A 17757-nucleotide genomic window follows, 5' to 3' on the forward strand; every position below is an offset into this window, starting at 1 on the left:
GTGTCACAGGACGAAGAGCTCGCACGGGTCTGGGGCCACGTCGTCTCGACGCTCGAGCAGAGCCCCGACATCACACCGCGCCAGATCGCGTTCGTCCGTCTGGCACGGCCGCTCGGCCTCCTCGACGGCACCCTGCTGCTGGCCGTGGGCAACGACCTGACCAAGGACTACCTCGAGTCGCGCGTCCGCGGCGAGGTGACCGACGCTCTGAGCACAGCCCTCGACCGCGAGGCCAGGTTCGCGATCACCGTCGACCCGGAGCTGGCCGAGGACGCCCCGCCGGCCCTGCGCGTCGTGAGCAGCGAACCGCGTTACGACGAGCAGCGCACCGAGGCCCGGGGTGAGCCGCGCAACGACTACGAGCGTGACGCCGACGAGCAGCGCCGGGACTCACGTGCCGACCTGTCGCTCGTGCAGGACGACAGCGGCACAGCCCCGCCCTCTCGTCGCGACACGCAGCGCAACGAACGCCCGTTCCCGAACGACGACCGGCAGTCCAACCGCAAGCAGCCCGCCGAGCCGGCCCGGCTCAACCCGAAGTACCTCTTCGAGACCTTCGTCATCGGCAGCTCCAACCGGTTCGCGCACGCAGCGGCGGTCGCGGTCGCCGAGGCGCCTGCGAAGGCGTACAACCCGCTGTTCATCTATGGCGACTCGGGTCTGGGCAAGACTCACCTGCTCCACGCGATCGGCCACTACGCGCAGAACCTCTACCCGAGCGTGCGTGTGCGCTACGTGAACTCCGAGGAGTTCACCAACGACTTCATCAACTCGATCTCGGAGGGCAAGGCCGGCGCGTTCCAGCGGCGCTACCGCGAGGTCGACGTGCTCCTCATCGACGACATCCAGTTCCTGCAGGGCAAGGAACAGACGATGGAGGAGTTCTTCCACACGTTCAACACGCTGCACAACGCGAACAAGCAGGTCGTCATCACCTCCGACCTGCCGCCCAAGCAGCTGAACGGCTTCGAGGACCGCATGCGGTCGCGGTTCGAGTGGGGCCTCATCACCGACGTGCAGCCGCCGGACCTCGAGACGCGCATCGCCATCCTGCGCAAGAAGGCGGGAAGCGAACGCCTCCAGGCTCCGCCGGACGTGCTCGAGTACATCGCGAGCAAGATCTCGACCAACATCCGTGAGCTCGAGGGTGCGCTCATCCGTGTCACGGCGTTCGCCAACCTCAACCGGCAGCAGGTCGACCTGTCGCTGGCGGAGATCGTGCTGAAGGACCTCATCACCGACGACCAGACGACCGAGATCACCGCGACCCAGGTCATCGGCCAGACGGCGGCGTACTTCGGCCTGAGCATCGACGACCTCTGCGGCTCGAGCCGCTCTCGCGTCCTGGTCACCGCCCGGCAGATCGCGATGTACCTGTGCCGTGAGCTCACGGACCTGTCGCTGCCCAAGATCGGCCAGGCGTTCGGCGGCCGCGACCACACCACCGTCATGCACGCGAACCGCAAGATCCGCGAGCTGATGGCCGAGCGACGCTCGATCTACAACCAGGTCACCGAGCTCACGAACCGCATCAAGCAGCAGAGCCGCGGCTGACCGAGCGTTGCGTCACCCCCGTCGGTGTCCGCTCTAGCCCGAAATGTCTGCCTCTCTCCACACGGTTATCCACAGGTATCCACAGGCACCTGAGGATCCTTGTGACGAGATTCACCCGTTCGGACGAACCCGAGGCTTCGGTCCCGAACAAGCCGCTGACCTGCAGAGACGCCAGGAGTCCCGCAGAACTGGCGCTGCGTACCGGTCGAAATCACCCCAATTCCGGGTGAAGTTGGTGACGCAGCCCTCGTCATCGGAGCGATTCGACCCTCGTGACACCAACCTTCATCCCGTTCCTGAAAGAACCATGGGACGAATCTCCACACCTGTGGGTACACCTGTGGACAACGGTGGACGACCCCCCGGCCGATGTGGACCACGGGTGCCCTGCCGGTGGACGCCAGACGCGCCGTCCGCAGCGACGCACGGCTGTCCACCGCGTGTCCGATTCGACGCACAAGCCGCGTACACATGGCATTCGAGGTCTGACCTGCACCGACGAGCGTCGTCCACACGATGCACAGCCCCGATGACGATGACGACAACTCTCTCTGTGATGGATCCACACACCGCCAGAACGTCCCGAGCGGCCGGCGGACGACACCCGAACCACAACCGTGTCGGAGTCCGCACCGAGCGTCGGACCTAACGCGTAGTGTTCGCCTGACGCCTGTCTGCCCCGCCTCCACGAATCCCTTGTCATTCGTCAGGAGCTCCTTGCGGACGTACAGCCGGGCCCGCACGACGAGAGGTTGAGGCATGAGGTTCCGGGTCGACCGTGATGTTCTCGCGGACGCCGTCACGTGGACGGCGCGCAGCCTGCCCACCCGACCGCCGGTCCCCGTGCTTGCGGGCGTCCGGCTCGAGGCGGACACGACCGGCACCGTGCAGCTCTCGAGCTTCGACTACGAGGTCTCGGCCCGGTCGCAGATCCCGGCGGACGTCAGCGAAGCCGGATCCGTGCTCGTGAGCGGCCGCCTGCTCGCCGAGATCTCGCGGGCGCTCCCCGACAAGCCGGTCGACGTGGTCCTCGAAGGCACCAAGGTGATCGTCACCTGCGGGGCCAGCCGGTTCACGCTCCTGACGATGCCGGTCGAGGACTACCCGAATCTTCCCGTCATGCCGCCGACCACGGGCACCGTCGACGGTGACGAGCTCACGCACGCGGTCGCGCAGGTCTCGGTGGCGGCGAGCCGCGACGACACGTTGCCGCTGCTCACGGGTGTGCGCGTCGAGATCGAGGGCGAGAAGGTCACGCTCCTCGCCACCGACCGCTACCGGCTCGCGCTGCGCGAGCTGACCTGGAAGCCCTCGTCGCCGGACATCTCGACCGTCGCGCTCGTCCGGGCCCGCACCCTGCTCGACGCCGCGAAGTCCCTGGGGAGCGCCGGCTCGGTCACCGTCGCGCTGGCCACGGGAACCGGCGTCGACATGATCGGTTTCGAGGCCGCCGGCCGCCAGACCACCAGCCTGCTCGTGGACGGCGACTATCCCGCCGTGCGCCGGCTGTTCCCGGACGAGACCCCGATCCACGCCGTCGTCGGAACGCACGCTCTTGCCGACGCCGCCAAGCGCGTGAGCCTCGTCGCCGAGCGCAACACGCCGATCCGCCTGTCGTTCAGCGAGGGCCAGGTGGTGCTCGACGCTGGTCAGGGTGACGACGCGCAGGCCTCGGAGGCCATCGAGTCCACCCTCGTCGGTGACGACATCTCGGTGGCGTTCAACCCGCAGTTCCTGCTCGACGGCCTGGGCGCGCTGAGCACACCGTTCGTGCGCCTGTCGTTCACGCACCCGAACAAGCCGGTCGAGTTCACGGGCCAGCAGACGGCCGACGGCGAGGACAACCAGGAGTACCGGTACCTCCTCGTCCCCATCCGTTTCGCCAGCTGACACCGCACGCAGCCCCGAGCTGCGGCAGGGTGAGGGCTGACGAGGTCACAAGGCGCGCCGGGCTCGACGTGCCGCGAACCGAAAGAGGCGCAATGCACATCGGTCTGGTGGGTCTGGGCAAGATGGGCGCGAACATGCGGCAGCGCATCCGTGCCGCTGGGATCGAGGTCACGGGGTACGACCGCAACCCGGACGTCACGGACGTCCCGTCGCTCGATGCACTCGTCGCGGCGCTGCCCGAGGGTGAGCGCGTGGTCTGGGTGATGGTGCCGTCAGGCGAGATCACCGACTCCGTCATCACGGCGCTCTCCCAGCAGATGTCGCCGGGCGACGTGGTCATCGACGGCGGCAACTCGTACTACCAGGACGACATCCCGCACGCGACGCTGCTCGCGTCGCACGGCATCGGGTTCATCGACGCGGGCGTGTCCGGTGGCATCTGGGGCCTGACTAACGGCTACGGGCTCATGGTCGGCGGTGACGACGACGTCGTCTCCAAGGTCATGCCGGTCTTCGACGCGCTGCGCCCCGAGGGTCCGCGCGAAGAGGGGTTCGTGCACGCCGGTACGGTCGGTGCCGGTCACTTCTCGAAGATGGTGCACAACGGCATCGAGTACGGGCTGATGCAGGCCTACGCCGAGGGGTACGAGCTGCTCGCTGCGAAAGACCTGGTCACGGACGTGCACGGCACGATGAAGGCCTGGAAGCGCGGCACGGTCGTGCGGTCCTGGCTGCTGGATCTGCTTGTCCAGGCTCTCGAGCAGGACCCGGACCTCGCCGCGATCGACGACTGGGTCGAGGACTCGGGCGAGGGACGCTGGACGGTCGACGAGGCGATCGACCTGGCCGTCCCGGCGCCGGTGATCTCCGCGGCGTTGTTCGCGCGGTTTGCCAGCCGTCAGGGCGAGTCGCCCGCGATGAAGGCTGTCGCGGCCCTGCGTCAGCAGTTCGGCGGTCACGCGGTGAAGCCCGCGGGCTCCTGACCGGAGACGCATGTACGTCGCGCACCTGTCCCTGACCGACTTCCGCTCCTACGCGCAGGTCGAGCTCCCGCTCGACGCCGGCATCACCGCGCTCGTCGGGCCGAACGGGCAGGGCAAGACCAACCTGGTCGAGGCGCTCGGCTACGTGGCCACGTTGGGCAGCCATCGCGTGCCGACCGACGCGGCGCTCGTCAGGGCGGGTGCGTCCCGTGCGGTCGTGCGGGCGCGGGTGATCCGTGAGCGTGACGCCGGACAGCCGCGACCGACGCTCGTCGAGGTCGAGGTCACGCCGGGCAAGGCGAACCGGGCCCGGGTCAACGGCGGCTCGCCGACGCGGGCGCGCGACATCCTCGGGATCCTGCGGACGGTGCTCTTCGCACCGGAGGACCTGGCGCTGGTCAAGGGCGACCCGGACGGGCGTCGACGGTTCCTGGACGACCTGCTCGTCCAGGTCACCCCGCGGACGGCCGGGGTGCTCGCGGACTACGACCGGGTGCTCCGGCAGCGGTCGGCGCTGCTCAAGTCCGCGGGTGCCGCGACACGCAACGGTCGAGGCGGCGCCGACCTGCGGACCCTGGACGTGTGGGACGCCAAGCTCGCGCAGGCGGGGGCGCAGATCATCGTGGCGCGCCGCGCGCTGGTCCGAGCACTGGCTCCGCACGTCGAGAAGGCGTATGCGCAGGTCAGCGCAGGCCAGGGCGATGCGGTCGTCACCTACAAGGCGTCGCTCGAAGCGGCGCTCGACTCGCAGGTGGACGAGGTCGCCGGCGTCGACCTCGTCGAGGCCCAGCTGCTCGAGGCGGTCGGCCGCCTGCGGAGCAAGGAGATCGAGCGCGGCGTGTGTCTCGTCGGTCCGCACCGGGACGACCTCGTCCTCACGCTCGGCGGCCTGCCGGCCAAGGGGTACGCGAGCCACGGCGAGTCCTGGTCCTTCGCGCTCGGTCTGCGCCTGGCGTCGTACGAGCTGCTGACCAACGGCTTCGACGACGCGGGCGACTGGGGACCCGACGGCGAGCCGGTGCTGATCCTCGACGACGTGTTCGCCGAGCTGGACGCGCGTCGACGTGAGCGGCTTGCGGAGCTGGTGGCACCCGCTCGCCAGGTGCTCATCACGGCGGCGGTCGCGGGCGATGTGCCGGAGCTGCTGGCCGGGGCGCGCGTGGACGTCATGGCCGGCGAGGTGGCCCGTGTCCTCTGAGTGGGACAGGCCCCTGCGTGACCTCGTCGAGCTGACACCGGCGCGCCAGGTGGCGGCCGGCGCGCTCGCGCGCGCCAAGAAGGCGGCCGCGCAGCGTGGATATCGACCGGGCGACCCGGCCAGGCGCAGGCCGCTCGCCGACACCACGGGGTCCGCCGGGCCGGGGGCCCGCGACCCGCAGCTGATCGGTTCGACCGTCGGCGGCCTGCTCGACCAGCTGGGCGGGACCTCGGACCAGGTGGCCGGCGTGCTCAAGCACTCCTGGGCCGACCTCGTCGGACCGGAGGTGGCGGAGCACTGCGAGTACGTGTCGTTCTCGGGCGGCGCGCTGACGATGCGCGCGAGCTCGACGTCCTGGGCGACGCAGCTGAGGTTCCTCGCGCCGTCGATGCTGGGTCGCTTCGCGGCCGACCTGGGTGACGGCGTCGTCGTCGAGATCACCGTGCTCAACCCGGGCGGCCCGCGGTTCCGGACGGGTCCCAAGCGGGTGCCCGGCCGTGGCGAGCGGGACACGTTCCGCTGACGGGTGAAACCGCAGGGTCGTGAGGGGTGTGTAAAAGAGGGTCTGAGCCCGTCCACCAGGTAGACTGTGAAGGTCATTCCTGGCGCGCCTGTGCCCGGAACTCCAGCGTCATGGAGTGATCCGCCCCGAACAACCGCGGCGGGCGTCCTCCGTCGCGTGTGAGAGCTTGAGGAGTACTACCGCCCGTGGCCGAGCAGAGCACGCCCCCGTCCGGCACAGCAAGCACTGGCGGCGAGAACCGCACCAAGTCGGGCAACGGCGGGTACGACGCCTCCGCGATCACGGTGCTCGAGGGTCTCGAGGCGGTCCGCAAGCGGCCCGGCATGTACATCGGCTCGACCGGTGAGCGAGGGCTGCACCACCTGGTGTACGAGGTCGTCGACAACTCCGTCGACGAGGCGCTCGCGGGCTACTGCGACCACATCGAGGTGACGCTGCTGGCCGACGGCGGCGTGCGCACCGTCGACAACGGCCGTGGCATCCCGGTGGCGATCCACCCGACCGAGGGCCGGCCGACCGTCGAGGTCGTCATGACGATCCTGCACGCGGGAGGCAAGTTCGGCGGCGCCGGCTACGCGGTCTCCGGCGGTCTGCACGGCGTGGGCATCTCCGTGGTGAACGCGCTGTCCACGCGCGTGGAGACGGTGGTCATGCGCGACGGGTTCGTGTGGCAGCAGGACTTCTCCGACGGCGGCAAGCCGCTGGGCGAGCTGCAGCAGCGCGAGGCCACCGAGGAGACCGGCACCCAGCAGACGTTCTGGGCCGATCCGAGCATCTTCGAGACGGTCGACTACGACTTCGAGACCTTGCGGTCCCGCTTCCAGCAGATGGCGTTCCTGAACAAGGGTCTGCAGATCTCGCTCACGGACGAGCGCCCGGCGCACCTCGACACGGGCGACGAGGTTGCAGGTTCGGACGACGAGCTGGCCGAGGGCGAGCCGGCGAAGTTCCGGAACGTCACGTACAAGTACGACGGCGGCCTCGTCGACTACGTGCGGCACCTCAACAGCGCGAAGAAGGTCGAGCTGGTCCACCCGGAGATCATCGACTTCGAGTCCGAGGACACCGAGCGTCGGCTCTCGCTCGAGATCGCGCTGCAGTGGACCAACGCCTACTCCGAGTCGGTGCACACCTACGCCAACACGATCTCCACGACCGAGGGCGGCACGCACGAGGAGGGCTTCCGTGCGGCGATGACCTCGCTCATCAACCGCTACGCGCGGGACAAGGGCATCCTCAAGGAGAAGGACGAGAACCTCACGGGAGACGACATCCGCGAGGGCCTCACGGCCGTCATCTCGATCAAGCTCGGCGAGCCGCAGTTCGAGGGTCAGACGAAGACGAAGCTGGGCAACACCGAGGCCAAGACCTTCGTGCAGCGGGTCGTCAACGACCAGCTGGGCGACTGGCTCGACTCGCACCCGGTCGAGGCGCGCGACGTGATCCGCAAGTCGATCCAGGCGTCGGCCGCCCGCATGGCCGCCCGCAAGGCGCGCGAGGCGACCCGCCGCAAGGGCCTGCTGGAGTCGGGCGGCATGCCCGGCAAGCTGCGCGACTGCCAGTCCAACAGCCCGGACGAGTGCGAGGTCTTCATCGTCGAGGGCGACTCGGCCGGCGGTTCCGCGGTACGCGGCCGCAACCCGCGCACGCAGGCGATCCTGCCGATCCGCGGAAAGATCCTCAACGTCGAGCGAGCCCGTCTGGACCGCGCCCTGGGCAACCAGGAGGTGCAGGCGCTGATCACGGCCTTCGGGACGGGCATCGGCGAGGACTTCGACATCTCCAAGCTGAGGTATCACAAGATCGTGCTGATGGCCGATGCCGACGTCGACGGCCAGCACATCCGGACCCTGCTGCTCACGCTGCTGTTCCGCTACATGCCCGAGCTCATCACGCACGGGCACGTCTACATCGCGCAGCCGCCGCTGTACCGGATCAAGTGGACGAACGCCGACCACGACTACGTCTACACGGACCGTGAGCGGGACGCCGTGGTGGCCGACGGTCAGGCCGCCGGCAAGCGGCTGCCCAAGGAGAACTCGATCCAGCGGTACAAGGGTCTGGGCGAGATGGACTACTCGGAGCTGTGGGAGACCACGATGTCGCCCGAGCACCGCACGCTCCTGCAGGTCACGCTCGACGAGGCGGCCGCGGCCGACGAGATCTTCTCGGTCCTCATGGGCGAGGACGTGGAGTCCCGCCGATCGTTCATCCAGCGCAACGCGAAGGACGTCCGCTTCCTCGACATCTAGGGAAGCGCCCGTCCACAAGTCCGCACCGAACTAAGGAAACACGTTGAGCGAGACCACCAGCGACGGCATCGAGCACGGCCGCATCGAGCAGATCGACCTGCAGCTCGAGATGCAGCGCTCGTACCTCGACTACGCCATGTCCGTCATCGTCGGCCGTGCCCTGCCGGACGTCCGCGACGGACTCAAGCCGGTGCACCGCCGCGTGCTCTACGCGATGTACGACGGCGGCTACCGCCCGGACCGCCAGTTCTCCAAGTGCTCGCGCGTCGTCGGCGACGTCATGGGCAAGTACCACCCGCACGGTGACACCGCGATCTACGACGCCCTCGTGCGCCTGGTCCAGGACTGGTCGCTGCGCTACCCGCTGGTCTCGGGTCAGGGCAACTTCGGCTCCCCGGGCGACGACCCCGCGGCCGCGCCCCGGTACACCGAGTGCAAGATGGCGCCGCTGTCCATGGAGATGGTCCGCGACATCGACAAGGACACCGTCGACTTCCAGGACAACTACGACGGTCGCACGCAGGAGCCCGCCGTCCTGCCCGCGCGGTTCCCGAACCTGCTGGTCAACGGCTCGGCCGGCATCGCGGTCGGCATGGCCACGAACATCCCGCCGCACAACCTGCGCGAGGTGGCCGACGGCGTCCAGTGGTACCTGGAGCACCCGGACGCGTCCACGGAGGAGCTGCTCGCGGCCCTCCTGCAGCGGATCAAGGGCCCGGACTTCCCGACCGGCGCGACGATCCTGGGCCACAAGGGCATCGAGGAGGCGTACCGGACGGGCCGCGGGTCCATCACGATGCGCGCGGTGGTCGTCGTCGAGGAGATCCAGAACCGGATCTGCCTCGTCGTCACCGAGCTGCCCTACCAGGTGAACCCCGACACGCTCGCCAAGAAGATCGCGGACCTGGTGCGCGAGAACAAGGTCACCGGGATCGCGGACATCCGCGACGAGACCAGCGGCCGCGCCGGCCAGCGCCTCGTGATCGTGCTGAAGCGTGACGCCGTCGCGAAGGTCGTGCTCAACAACCTGTACAAGCACACCCAGCTGCAGGACACGTTCGGCGCCAACATGCTCGCCCTCGTCGACGAGGTCCCGCGCACGCTGAGCATCGACGCGTTCGTCCGGCACTGGGTCTCGCACCAGCTCGAGGTCGTCGTCCGCCGGACCGCGTACAGGCTGCGCGAGGCCGAGGCCGACATCCACATCTACCGCGGCTACCTCAAGGCGCTGGACGCGCTGGATGCCGTGATCGCGCTGATCCGCCGGTCCCCCGACGCGGACGAGGCCCGCGCCGGGCTCATGGATCTCCTCGACATCGACGAGCTCCAGGCCAACGCGATCCTCAACCTGCAGCTGCGCCGGCTCGCGGCGCTGCAGCGCCAGGAGATCCTCGAGCGGTACGCCGTGCTCGAGGCCCAGATCCTCGAGTACCAGGCGATCCTCGCGTCCGAGCAGCGCCAGCGCGACATCGTCAGCGAGGAGCTGGGCGAGATCGTCACGAAGTACGGCGACGAGCGACGCACCACGATCCTGCCGTTCGACGGCGAGGTCAGCGTCGAGGACCTCATCGCCGAGGAGGAGATGGTGGTCACCATCACCCGCGGCGGGTACGCCAAGCGGACCCGGTCGGACAACTATCGGGCCCAGCGCCGCGGCGGCAAGGGCGTGCGCGGCGCCCAGCTGCGCGAGGACGACCTGGTCGACCACTTCTTCGTCACGACGACGCACCACTGGCTGCTGTTCTTCACCAACCTCGGCCGCGTCTATCGCGCCAAGGCGTACGAGCTCCCGGAGGGCGGCCGCGACGCCAAGGGCCAGCACGTGGCCAACCTGCTGGCGTTCCAGCCCGGCGAGAAGATCGCGCAGGTGCTCGACATCCGCGACTACACCAACGTCGAATACCTCGTGCTCGCCACCCAGCGGGGTCTGGTCAAGAAGACGCGGCTCACGGAGTACGACTCCAACCGGTCCGGCGGCGTGATCGCGATCAACCTGCGCGAGGACGAGGAGGGCCGGCCCGACGAGCTCGTCTCGGCGCGTCTCGTCGACTCCGACCAGGACCTGATCCTGGTGTCGCGCAAGGGTCAGTCGGTCCGGTTCACCGCGTCCGACGAGTCCCTGCGCCCCATGGGCCGTGCCACCTCCGGCGTGACGGGCATGAAGTTCCGCGACGACGACGAGCTCCTCGCCATGGACGTCGTGCGCGAGGACGCGTTCCTGTTCACGGTGACCGAGGGTGGGATCGCCAAGCGCACCGCGCTGACCGTCGAGAACTACCGGCAGCAGGGTCGAGGCGGTCTGGGCATCAAGGTGGCCAACCTGCCCGAGGCCAACGGTGACCTCGTCGGGGCCATCGTCGCGGACGCCGAGGACGAGGTTCTGGTCATCATGGAGCGCGGAAAGATCGTGAGATCCGCCACAGCCGAGGTGAACGCGACAGGGCGCACCACGCAGGGTGTCATCTTCGCGAAGCCCGACAACGGTGACCGGATCATCGCCGTCGCGCGCAACACGGAGCGACACCTCACAGACGATGCAGGTACCGTGGGCGGCGAGAATGCCCAGGTTTCGGACGAAGCCGGCGACGCGCCCGACGACACGGACCCGTCGACCGACCCCGGCCAGACCGAGACCGACTCGTCACCGGAGGACGAATGACCGATTCCACACCGCCCTCGATCCCGCCGCGCTCCCGACCGACCTCACCGACCCCCGCGGGCCGGCAGACCACGTCGTCACCCGTGCGCACCGGGACGAACGCTGCGTGGAACGGTCCGGACGACTCGTCTGCCCAGGCGCCGACCATGAGCGCCGGGTCGACCGCAGCGGCGACGGTCCCGCCGCCCACGGTGGCGCCACCGCCGTCGCGCACGCCGACCTCGGCCGGCCGAACCTCGGCCGGAACGGGGAGCGCGGGCCGGACCGCCGCCTCGACGGGGACCACCAAGACGTCCATCCGGCTGGGCGACGGGACCACGGTGCCGCCGGAGAAGGAACCCGATCAGGCGACATCACCCGCTGAGGAGTCCGAAGAGGACGTTCCGTCCCCGATGATGGTCGCAGTGGACGCCACCACGGCATGGTTCAAGAAGGCGGGAGTGGCCACCACGGCAGCCTTCTCGTCCCTGACCCGCCCCCGCTCCGAGGAACCGACCATGACAGCGACCCCGGCCACCGCCGCCCCGATGCCCGCCACGCCGCGGTCGGCTCCGCAGGCCCAGAACCCCCGCCCGACGAGCGGTCGCATCCCGACCGTCTCGCCGCACGGTGGTCCGCGTCGGGTCCGGCTCGCGATCTCCCGGATCGATCCGTGGTCGGTCATGAAGCTGTCGCTGCTGCTGTCGGTGGCCGTCGGCATCATGCTCGTGGTCGCGGTCATCGTGGTGTGGTTGACCCTCGACAAGATGCACGTGTTCGCCCAGATCGACGACCTGGTCACCCAGATCACCGGCCAGGAGAGCACGATCAACGTCAAGCAGTACGTCGAGTTCCGCCGCGTGGTCTCGGGCTCGATGCTCATCGCGGTCGTGGACGTCTTCCTGCTCACGGCCCTCGCTACGATCGGCGCGTTCCTGTACAACATCGTCGCCGCGCTGGTGGGCGGCGTGCACGTGACCATGACCGACGACTGAGCTGCTGGATCCGCCGGTTTGGGTGCTGCCCTGCGCCTGGGGTAGTCTCATCCGGCATTGCACGGGCCTATAGCTCAGACGGTTAGAGCGCTTCCCTGATAAGGAAGAGGTCACAGGTTCAAGTCCTGTTAGGCCCACTCCCGACCCGTGGGGGAACCCGATGAAGAAGCTCCTGCTCCTCGTGGCGGTCGCCGCCGCCGCGTTCGTCGTCTGGCAGAAGTACACCCAGGATCGCGACGAGCGCGACCTGTGGGCCGAGGTCACCGACACGTTCGAGTGACCGCGTCGCGCCGGGGTATCGCCCCCGGGCGACACGGGGCCATGGCGCAATTGGTAGCGCACCTGCTTTGCAAGCAGGGGGTTAGGGGTTCGAGTCCCCTTGGCTCCACCACCGCATGAGGCCGCTCGCTGAGCGAGGCCTGACGTACGACGCCGTCGGAGCGACGCGTCCGGGCCAGTGGATCTGGGCGGACCACCCCGCCGGCTTTCGCGCCCACGAGCGCACGGTGCTGCTCGGCCACGGACAGGCATGCTGGGACGACGCGTCCGCCGATGTGCTGGCGTGGGCGGTCAAGACCCGCAGCGGGTTCACGGTCGAGCCCCCGGGCGTCGCGACGGGTGCCGACCGCTGCTGGTTGGTCGCCCGCGTCGGACCGTTCAGCGTGCGCGAGCCGATCAAGGTGATCGCGGTCGTCGACCGTCCCGATCGGCGCGGACTCGCGTACGGCACGCTCGACGGGCACCCGATCTCCGGAGAGGAGGCGTTCATCGTGCGGCGCGACGCGAGCGGTGCCGTGTGGCTGGACCTGCGCTCGCTGACCGCACCTGGCCGGGGCTGGTGGCGGCCCGCCTTTCCGCTGGTCCTCGTCGCGCAGCGGTTCTACCGACGCCGCTACGCCCGCGCTCTGCGAGCCTGAGCCGCTACAGGCCCAGCAGCTCGCGGACCGGTTCGACGCCCTCGAGGGTGACCTCGGGGCGGGGCTGCACGGACCAGTCCGCCCGGCTGAGCAGGAAGCGCCGGCTCTCGACGGCGACGCCCTCGCGCGCGACGACGTCGACGCCGTTCGGCAGGTAGCCGATCCGGGCGGTGACCGCCTGGGACGCCGGGTTGTCGGCGTAGGCGGCGGTCGTCGCGACCTGCGCGTCGAAGCCCTCGAACAGAAGGTGCAGCATCATCAGTCGCATCGTGGTGCCCAGGCCCTGCCCTTGGTGGCGCTGCCCGAGCCACGAACCTGTCTCCGCCGTGCGTGTGACGGGGAACGCCCTGGCGAAGGCGCCTTGGACTCCGAGCACCTCACCGTCGCGCACGAGCGCCAGCTCGATCTGCCAGTCCTCCGGGGCGACCTTGCCGCGCGCCGCCCACTGGTAGGCGAGCACCCGCCGCGTGACCTCGATCGGGCTGCCCTTCGACCACGCGCTGTTGAACGGCAGGTACGACGGGTCGTGGATGCCTTGCCCGCCGAGGACCGCGAGCGCGAGGACGAGGTCGTCGTCGAGGAACTGCAGGGTGAGATCACCGCACGTGACGCGCAGCGCCGCCATGGGCCAGACGTCGGGCAGGGAGGTCATCGCAGCAGGGTCCCGGGCCGGACCGCGGCACCGCAAGGGAAAACCGCGGGACACGAATTCCCATCTGCGGGTGTCACCCGTCGCGTCTAGGTTGGTGCGCTGTGAGCGCTGCCGTCATCTCCGCCTCCGGGCTGACCAAGCGGTTCGGGGACTTCACGGCGGTCGACGGGATCGACTTCGAGGTGCCGGCCGGCGAGGCATTCGGCCTGCTCGGACCGAACGGGGCCGGCAAGTCCACCACCATGAGGATGATCGGCGCGGTCTCGGCGCGGACGTCGGGCGACCTGCGGGTGCTGGGCCGCGACCCGGACACGCACGGCCCCGAGATCCGCTCGCTGCTCGGCGTGGTGCCGCAGGAGGACAACCTCGACACCGAGCTGAAGGTCCGCGACAACCTCATCGTCTACGGCCGGTACTTCGGCATCCCGCGCGCGACGTGCCGGGCGCGCGCCGACGAGCTGCTGACGTTCGCGCAGCTGGAGGACAAGCGTGACGCCAAGGTCGACGACCTCTCGGGCGGCATGAAGCGGCGCCTGACCATCGCCCGGGCCCTCATCAACGAACCGCGTATCCTCATGCTCGACGAGCCGACCACGGGCCTCGACCCGCAGGCGCGGCACGTGCTCTGGGACCGGCTGTTCCGGTTGAAGGAGCGCGGCACCACCCTCGTCCTCACCACGCACTACATGGACGAGGCCGAACAGCTCTGCGACCGCCTCGTCGTCGTCGACAAGGGCCGGATCATGGCCGAGGGCAGCCCCGCGCAGCTCATCCGCGACTACTCGACGCGCGAGGTGGTCGAGCTGCGGTTCGGGTCGGACCACAACGCGTCCGCCGCGGAGCGGATGGCCGGCCTGGTCGAGCGGTTGGAGCTGCTCCCGGACCGGGTGCTCCTCTACACGGACGACGGGGAGTCGGTGCTCGAACACGTCACCCATCTGGGGCTGCGGCCGACCACCAGCCTCGTCCGCCGTTCCAGCCTCGAGGACGTGTTCCTGCGGCTCACGGGACGGAGCCTGATCGAATGACCTCGATCGAGCCCGAGGCGGGAGTGCGGCCGCGCCGGTTCGGCACCTGGTACGTGGCCGAGCACCACCTGCGTGCCATGCGGGCGTACGGCTGGACGATCGTGATGACCGGGATCGGCAGCCCGGTGCTGTACCTGCTCGGCCTCGGGCTCGGCCTGGCCACGTTCCTGGACCAGCCGATCGCCGACGGCGCCGATGGCCCGGTCAGCTACCTGCTGTTCGTCGCGCCCGCGCTGCTGGCAGCGTCGGGCGTCACGGTCGCGTCCGGCGAGTTCACGTTCGCGGTCATGGCGGGCTTCCGCTGGCGCCGGACGTTCTGGGGCATGAATGCCTCGCCGGTCTCGCCGGGACAGATCGCGTCGGGCCTGATCGTGTCGGTCCTCCTCCGGATGATCTTCACGACGACCGCGTACTACCTGCTCATGGTGACGTTCGGCGCCGTCGGGGACCCGTGGGGTGCCGCGCTGATGCCGCTCGTCGGCGTGCTGGGCGGCATGGCGTTCGGGCTGCCGCTCATGGCGTTCTCGGCGACGCTCACCCAGGACAAGGGCCAGTTCGCGCTGGTCAACCGGTTCATCTTCACGCCCATGTTCCTGTTCTCCGGCACGTTCTTCCCGCTGACCGCGCTGCCCGTGTGGCTGCAGTGGATCGGGTGGGTCTCGCCGCTGTGGAACGCCAGCGAGATCGGCCGCTCGATGTCCTACGGGTTGCCGCCGGGGTCGTGGCCGGTGGTCTGGCACTACGCGGTGCTCGTCGCCTACGTCGTCGTCGGGTGGGTGCTGGCGCACCGGTCGTTCGGTCGGAGGCTGCGCTGATGGCCGTCGAGGTGGCGGCCCGTCGCCGTGCGGGCAGCGTCGGGGCGCTCTACGCCCGCAACGCGCGGTCGGTGGTGGCACGAGGGCTGAAGGCGACCCGGAGCACCAACTGGCCGGTCATCCTCTCGGGCTTCTTCGAGCCGGTGTTCTTCCTGTTCGCCATGGGGGTCGGGCTCGGCACCTACATCGGCGACGTCACCCTGCCGTCGGGCGGGTCGGTGTCCTACGCGGCGTACATCGCCCCCGCTCTGCTGGCCGTGAGCGCGATGAACGGTGCCGTCTACGACTCCACCAACAACGTGTTCTTCCGGATGCACTTCGGCAAGCTCTACGACGCCATGCTCACCACGTCGCTGGGTCCGCTGGACGTCGCGTTCGGCGAGATCCTCACCGCCCTCCTGCGCGGCGGGGTCTACGCCGTCGGCTTCCTCACGGTCATGCAGGTGATGGGTCTGAACCTGGCGTGGTCCGCGGTGCTGGCCGTGCCCGCGGTCCTGCTCGTGGCATTCGGGTTCGCCAGCCTCGGGATGGCGGTCACCAGCTTCATGAAGACGATCCAGCAGCTGGACTGGGTCGGGTTCGTCATGCTGCCGATGTTCCTGTTCTCGGCCACGTTCTACCCGGTGACCGTGTACCCGGGCTGGCTGCAGGGGATCATCAAGGCGCTCCCGCTGTACCAGGCGGTCGAGCTGGTGCGCGGCCTGACGCTCGGGGTGCTGGACGCGCAGATGCTGCAGCACGTCACGTACTTCGTCGTCATGATCGCGCTGGGTCTGACCTTCACGACGAGGCGGCTCCGCACCCTGTTCCTCGGCTGATGGACGGCCCGGCCCGGCCGGGACCTGCGCCGTTAGGATCGAGCGGTGATCGGGATCATCGACTACCGCACCGGGAACTCCCAGAGCGTCTCCTACGCGCTCGGTCATCTCGGCGTCCCGCACAAGCTCGTCGCCAAGCCGTCGGAGTGCGACGACGTCGACAGGTACGTCCTGCCGGGCGTCGGATCCGCGGGCGTGACCATGGAGTCGCTGGCCGACGAGGGCTGGGTGGCGCACCTGACCGAGCAGGTGGTCGGCGCGGGTGTCGGGTTCCTCGGCGTCTGCGTGGGCCTACAGGTCCTGTTCGAGCACAGCGCCGAGGACGACCAGGAGTGCCTGGGCTGGATCAAGGGCACCGTGCACCAGTTCGACAACACCGAGGTCCGGGTCCCGCACATGGGCTGGAACACGGTCGACGTGCGCGGCGACCACCCGTTCGCGAAGTCGTTCACGCCCGGCGGCTACTACTACTTCGTCAACTCGTACTACGCGGTCCCCGCCGACCCCTCGGCGCTCGTCGGCGTGACCACGTACGGGCGGCCGTTCGCGGCCGCGGTCGCGCAGGGCAACATCATGGCGACGCAGTTCCACACGGAGAAGAGCGCGCGCGCCGGCCTGCAGGTGCTCAAGGCCTTCTGCGACCTGGAGGTGTCCGTTGCTCGCTAACCGGCTGATCGCCTGCTTCGACGTCAAGGACGGCCGCGTCACCAAGGCGCAGCAGTTCCAGGACAACATCGACGTCGGCGACCCCGCCGAGCTGGCCGACCGGCTCTACCGGGACGACGTCGACGAGATCGTCACCTACGACATCATGGCCAGCGCGCAGAAGCGGCAGATCGACCTCGACATGGTCCGCCGGATCGCGCACCGCACGTTCGTGCCGCTGACGGTCGGCGGTGGCATCCGCTCGCTCGAGGACATGCACCTCGTGCTCCGGGCCGGCGCCGAGAAGATCAGCATCGACTCGATGGCCGTCCGTAAGCCCGAGATCATCACGCAGGGCTCCAAGGAGTTCGGCCGGCAGTGCATCGTGCTGAGCATGCAGGTCAAGCGCGTCGAGAAGACGGCGTCCATCCCCAGCGGCTACGAGATCGCGATCGACGGCGCGCGCACCTTCACCGGCATGGACGCGGTCGAGTGGGCCCGTCGCGGGCAGGACCTCGGCGCCGGCGAGATCGTGGTGAACAGCATCGACCGCGACGGCACGGGCGAGGGCTACGACCTGGAGATCACCGGCATGATCACCGACGCCGTGTCCCTGCCGGTCATCGCGTCCGGGGGCGCGGGCCGGATCAGCCACGTGAGCGACGCGTTCTCGATCGGTGCCACCGGCGCCATCGTGAGCTCGATGCTCTACTCGCCGAGAGTCGAGCACAACCTCACGGTCGAGGAGATGAAGGCGCAGCTCGGCGAGCTGGGCGAGCGCGTCCGGCCGGTCCACAGCGCCTGACGGTCACCGGGCCGTCCCGGACAGCGAACGACCCCCGGGCCGAC

General features: G+C 69.3%; 16 protein-coding genes and 2 tRNA genes. 17 read left to right on the plus strand and 1 reads right to left on the minus strand.

Features of this window, described 5'->3' with window-relative positions; translation table 11 throughout:
* The 12 genes from dnaA to ACPPVS_RS00060 all read left to right on the plus strand — a co-directional run bounded on the left by dnaA (nt 1) and on the right by ACPPVS_RS00060 (nt 12950).
* Entirely contained in the window at nt 1-1554 is a 1554-nt protein-coding gene (gene dnaA, locus ACPPVS_RS00005) for a chromosomal replication initiator protein DnaA (RefSeq protein ID WP_426593868.1), read from the plus strand.
* 759 nt (nt 1555-2313) lie between these two features.
* Nucleotides 2314-3444: a DNA polymerase III subunit beta gene (dnaN, locus tag ACPPVS_RS00010; RefSeq protein WP_426593869.1), complete on the plus strand. Its 1131-nt coding sequence runs from the start codon at nt 2314-2316 to the stop codon at nt 3442-3444.
* Between the two features lie 92 nt (nt 3445-3536).
* Nucleotides 3537-4427 (plus strand): phosphogluconate dehydrogenase (NAD(+)-dependent, decarboxylating), encoded by an 891-nt coding sequence (gene gnd / locus ACPPVS_RS00015; protein ID WP_426593870.1) that lies wholly within the window; start codon nt 3537-3539, stop codon nt 4425-4427.
* 10 nt (nt 4428-4437) lie between these two features.
* Complete coding sequence (gene recF, locus ACPPVS_RS00020; RefSeq protein ID WP_426593871.1) at nt 4438-5625, plus strand: DNA replication/repair protein RecF; 1188 nt, start codon at nt 4438-4440, stop codon at nt 5623-5625.
* Nucleotides 5615-6148: a DUF721 domain-containing protein gene (locus ACPPVS_RS00025; RefSeq protein WP_426593872.1), complete on the plus strand. Its 534-nt coding sequence runs from the start codon at nt 5615-5617 to the stop codon at nt 6146-6148. Before recF ends, ACPPVS_RS00025 begins: the two co-directional genes overlap by 11 nt.
* Nucleotides 6149-6432: 284 nt before the next feature.
* Entirely contained in the window at nt 6433-8400 is a 1968-nt protein-coding gene (gene gyrB, locus ACPPVS_RS00030; protein WP_426596037.1) for a DNA topoisomerase (ATP-hydrolyzing) subunit B, read from the plus strand.
* Between the two features lie 43 nt (nt 8401-8443).
* Nucleotides 8444-11059, plus strand: coding sequence for a DNA gyrase subunit A (gene gyrA / locus ACPPVS_RS00035; protein ID WP_426593873.1), 2616 nt, complete (start codon nt 8444-8446; stop codon nt 11057-11059).
* On the plus strand, nt 11056-12033 hold the full coding sequence (locus ACPPVS_RS00040) for a DUF3566 domain-containing protein (protein ID WP_426593874.1): 978 nt from the start codon (nt 11056-11058) through the stop codon (nt 12031-12033). The genes gyrA and ACPPVS_RS00040 overlap by 4 nt, the downstream gene beginning before the upstream one ends.
* Nucleotides 12034-12096: 63 nt before the next feature.
* A tRNA-Ile gene (locus ACPPVS_RS00045) sits at nt 12097-12170 on the plus strand.
* Between the two features lie 23 nt (nt 12171-12193).
* Nucleotides 12194-12313 (plus strand): DLW-39 family protein, encoded by a 120-nt coding sequence (locus ACPPVS_RS00050; protein ID WP_231505181.1) that lies wholly within the window; start codon nt 12194-12196, stop codon nt 12311-12313.
* Nucleotides 12314-12348: 35 nt separating this feature from the next.
* A tRNA-Ala gene (locus tag ACPPVS_RS00055) sits at nt 12349-12424 on the plus strand.
* 4 nt (nt 12425-12428) lie between these two features.
* The gene (locus ACPPVS_RS00060) at nt 12429-12950 is read left to right on the plus strand and encodes a DUF1990 family protein (protein ID WP_426593875.1); all 522 of its coding nucleotides are present in this window, start codon (nt 12429-12431) and stop codon (nt 12948-12950) included.
* A 4-nt stretch (nt 12951-12954) separates the two neighbouring features.
* Here the strand turns inward: ACPPVS_RS00060 and ACPPVS_RS00065 are convergent, their stop codons facing one another.
* On the minus strand, nt 12955-13602 hold the full coding sequence (locus ACPPVS_RS00065) for a GNAT family N-acetyltransferase (RefSeq protein ID WP_426593876.1): 648 nt from the start codon (nt 13600-13602) through the stop codon (nt 12955-12957).
* 101 nt (nt 13603-13703) lie between these two features.
* Between ACPPVS_RS00065 and ACPPVS_RS00070 the strand changes: the two genes are divergently transcribed.
* Genes ACPPVS_RS00070 through hisF form a run of 5 tightly spaced genes read left to right on the plus strand, consistent with a single transcriptional unit; the run spans nt 13704 to nt 17713 of the window.
* On the plus strand, nt 13704-14630 hold the full coding sequence (locus ACPPVS_RS00070; RefSeq protein ID WP_426593877.1) for an ABC transporter ATP-binding protein: 927 nt from the start codon (nt 13704-13706) through the stop codon (nt 14628-14630).
* Complete coding sequence (locus tag ACPPVS_RS00075) at nt 14627-15445, plus strand: ABC transporter permease (protein WP_426593878.1); 819 nt, start codon at nt 14627-14629, stop codon at nt 15443-15445. The genes ACPPVS_RS00070 and ACPPVS_RS00075 overlap by 4 nt, the downstream gene beginning before the upstream one ends.
* Nucleotides 15445-16263 (plus strand): ABC transporter permease, encoded by an 819-nt coding sequence (locus ACPPVS_RS00080; RefSeq protein ID WP_426593879.1) that lies wholly within the window; start codon nt 15445-15447, stop codon nt 16261-16263. The genes ACPPVS_RS00075 and ACPPVS_RS00080 overlap by 1 nt, the downstream gene beginning before the upstream one ends.
* Before the next feature lie 45 nt (nt 16264-16308).
* Nucleotides 16309-16929, plus strand: coding sequence for an imidazole glycerol phosphate synthase subunit HisH (gene hisH, locus ACPPVS_RS00085; RefSeq protein WP_426593880.1), 621 nt, complete (start codon nt 16309-16311; stop codon nt 16927-16929).
* Complete coding sequence (gene hisF, locus ACPPVS_RS00090) at nt 16919-17713, plus strand: imidazole glycerol phosphate synthase subunit HisF (protein WP_426593881.1); 795 nt, start codon at nt 16919-16921, stop codon at nt 17711-17713. The genes hisH and hisF overlap by 11 nt, the downstream gene beginning before the upstream one ends.
* Nucleotides 17714-17757: the final 44 nt, after the last annotated feature.

Source organism: Cellulomonas sp. McL0617 (assembly GCF_049994875.1).
In the GTDB taxonomy this organism is placed as follows: Bacteria; Actinomycetota; Actinomycetes; order Actinomycetales; family Cellulomonadaceae; genus Cellulomonas.

Coding starts and splice junctions, on each gene's coding strand:
- dnaN (WP_426593869.1), top strand. CDS start 2,314: ATGAGGTTCCGGGTCGACCGTGATGTTCTCGCGGACGCCGTCACGTGG.
- gnd (WP_426593870.1), top strand. CDS start 3,537: ATGCACATCGGTCTGGTGGGTCTGGGCAAGATGGGCGCGAACATGCGG.
- recF (WP_426593871.1), top strand. CDS start 4,438: ATGTACGTCGCGCACCTGTCCCTGACCGACTTCCGCTCCTACGCGCAG.
- ACPPVS_RS00040 (WP_426593874.1), top strand. CDS start 11,056: ATGACCGATTCCACACCGCCCTCGATCCCGCCGCGCTCCCGACCGACC.
- ACPPVS_RS00050 (WP_231505181.1), top strand. CDS start 12,194: ATGAAGAAGCTCCTGCTCCTCGTGGCGGTCGCCGCCGCCGCGTTCGTC.
- ACPPVS_RS00060 (WP_426593875.1), top strand. CDS start 12,429: ATGAGGCCGCTCGCTGAGCGAGGCCTGACGTACGACGCCGTCGGAGCG.
- ACPPVS_RS00065 (WP_426593876.1), bottom strand. CDS start 13,602: ATGACCTCCCTGCCCGACGTCTGGCCCATGGCGGCGCTGCGCGTCACG.
- ACPPVS_RS00075 (WP_426593878.1), top strand. CDS start 14,627: ATGACCTCGATCGAGCCCGAGGCGGGAGTGCGGCCGCGCCGGTTCGGC.
- ACPPVS_RS00080 (WP_426593879.1), top strand. CDS start 15,445: ATGGCCGTCGAGGTGGCGGCCCGTCGCCGTGCGGGCAGCGTCGGGGCG.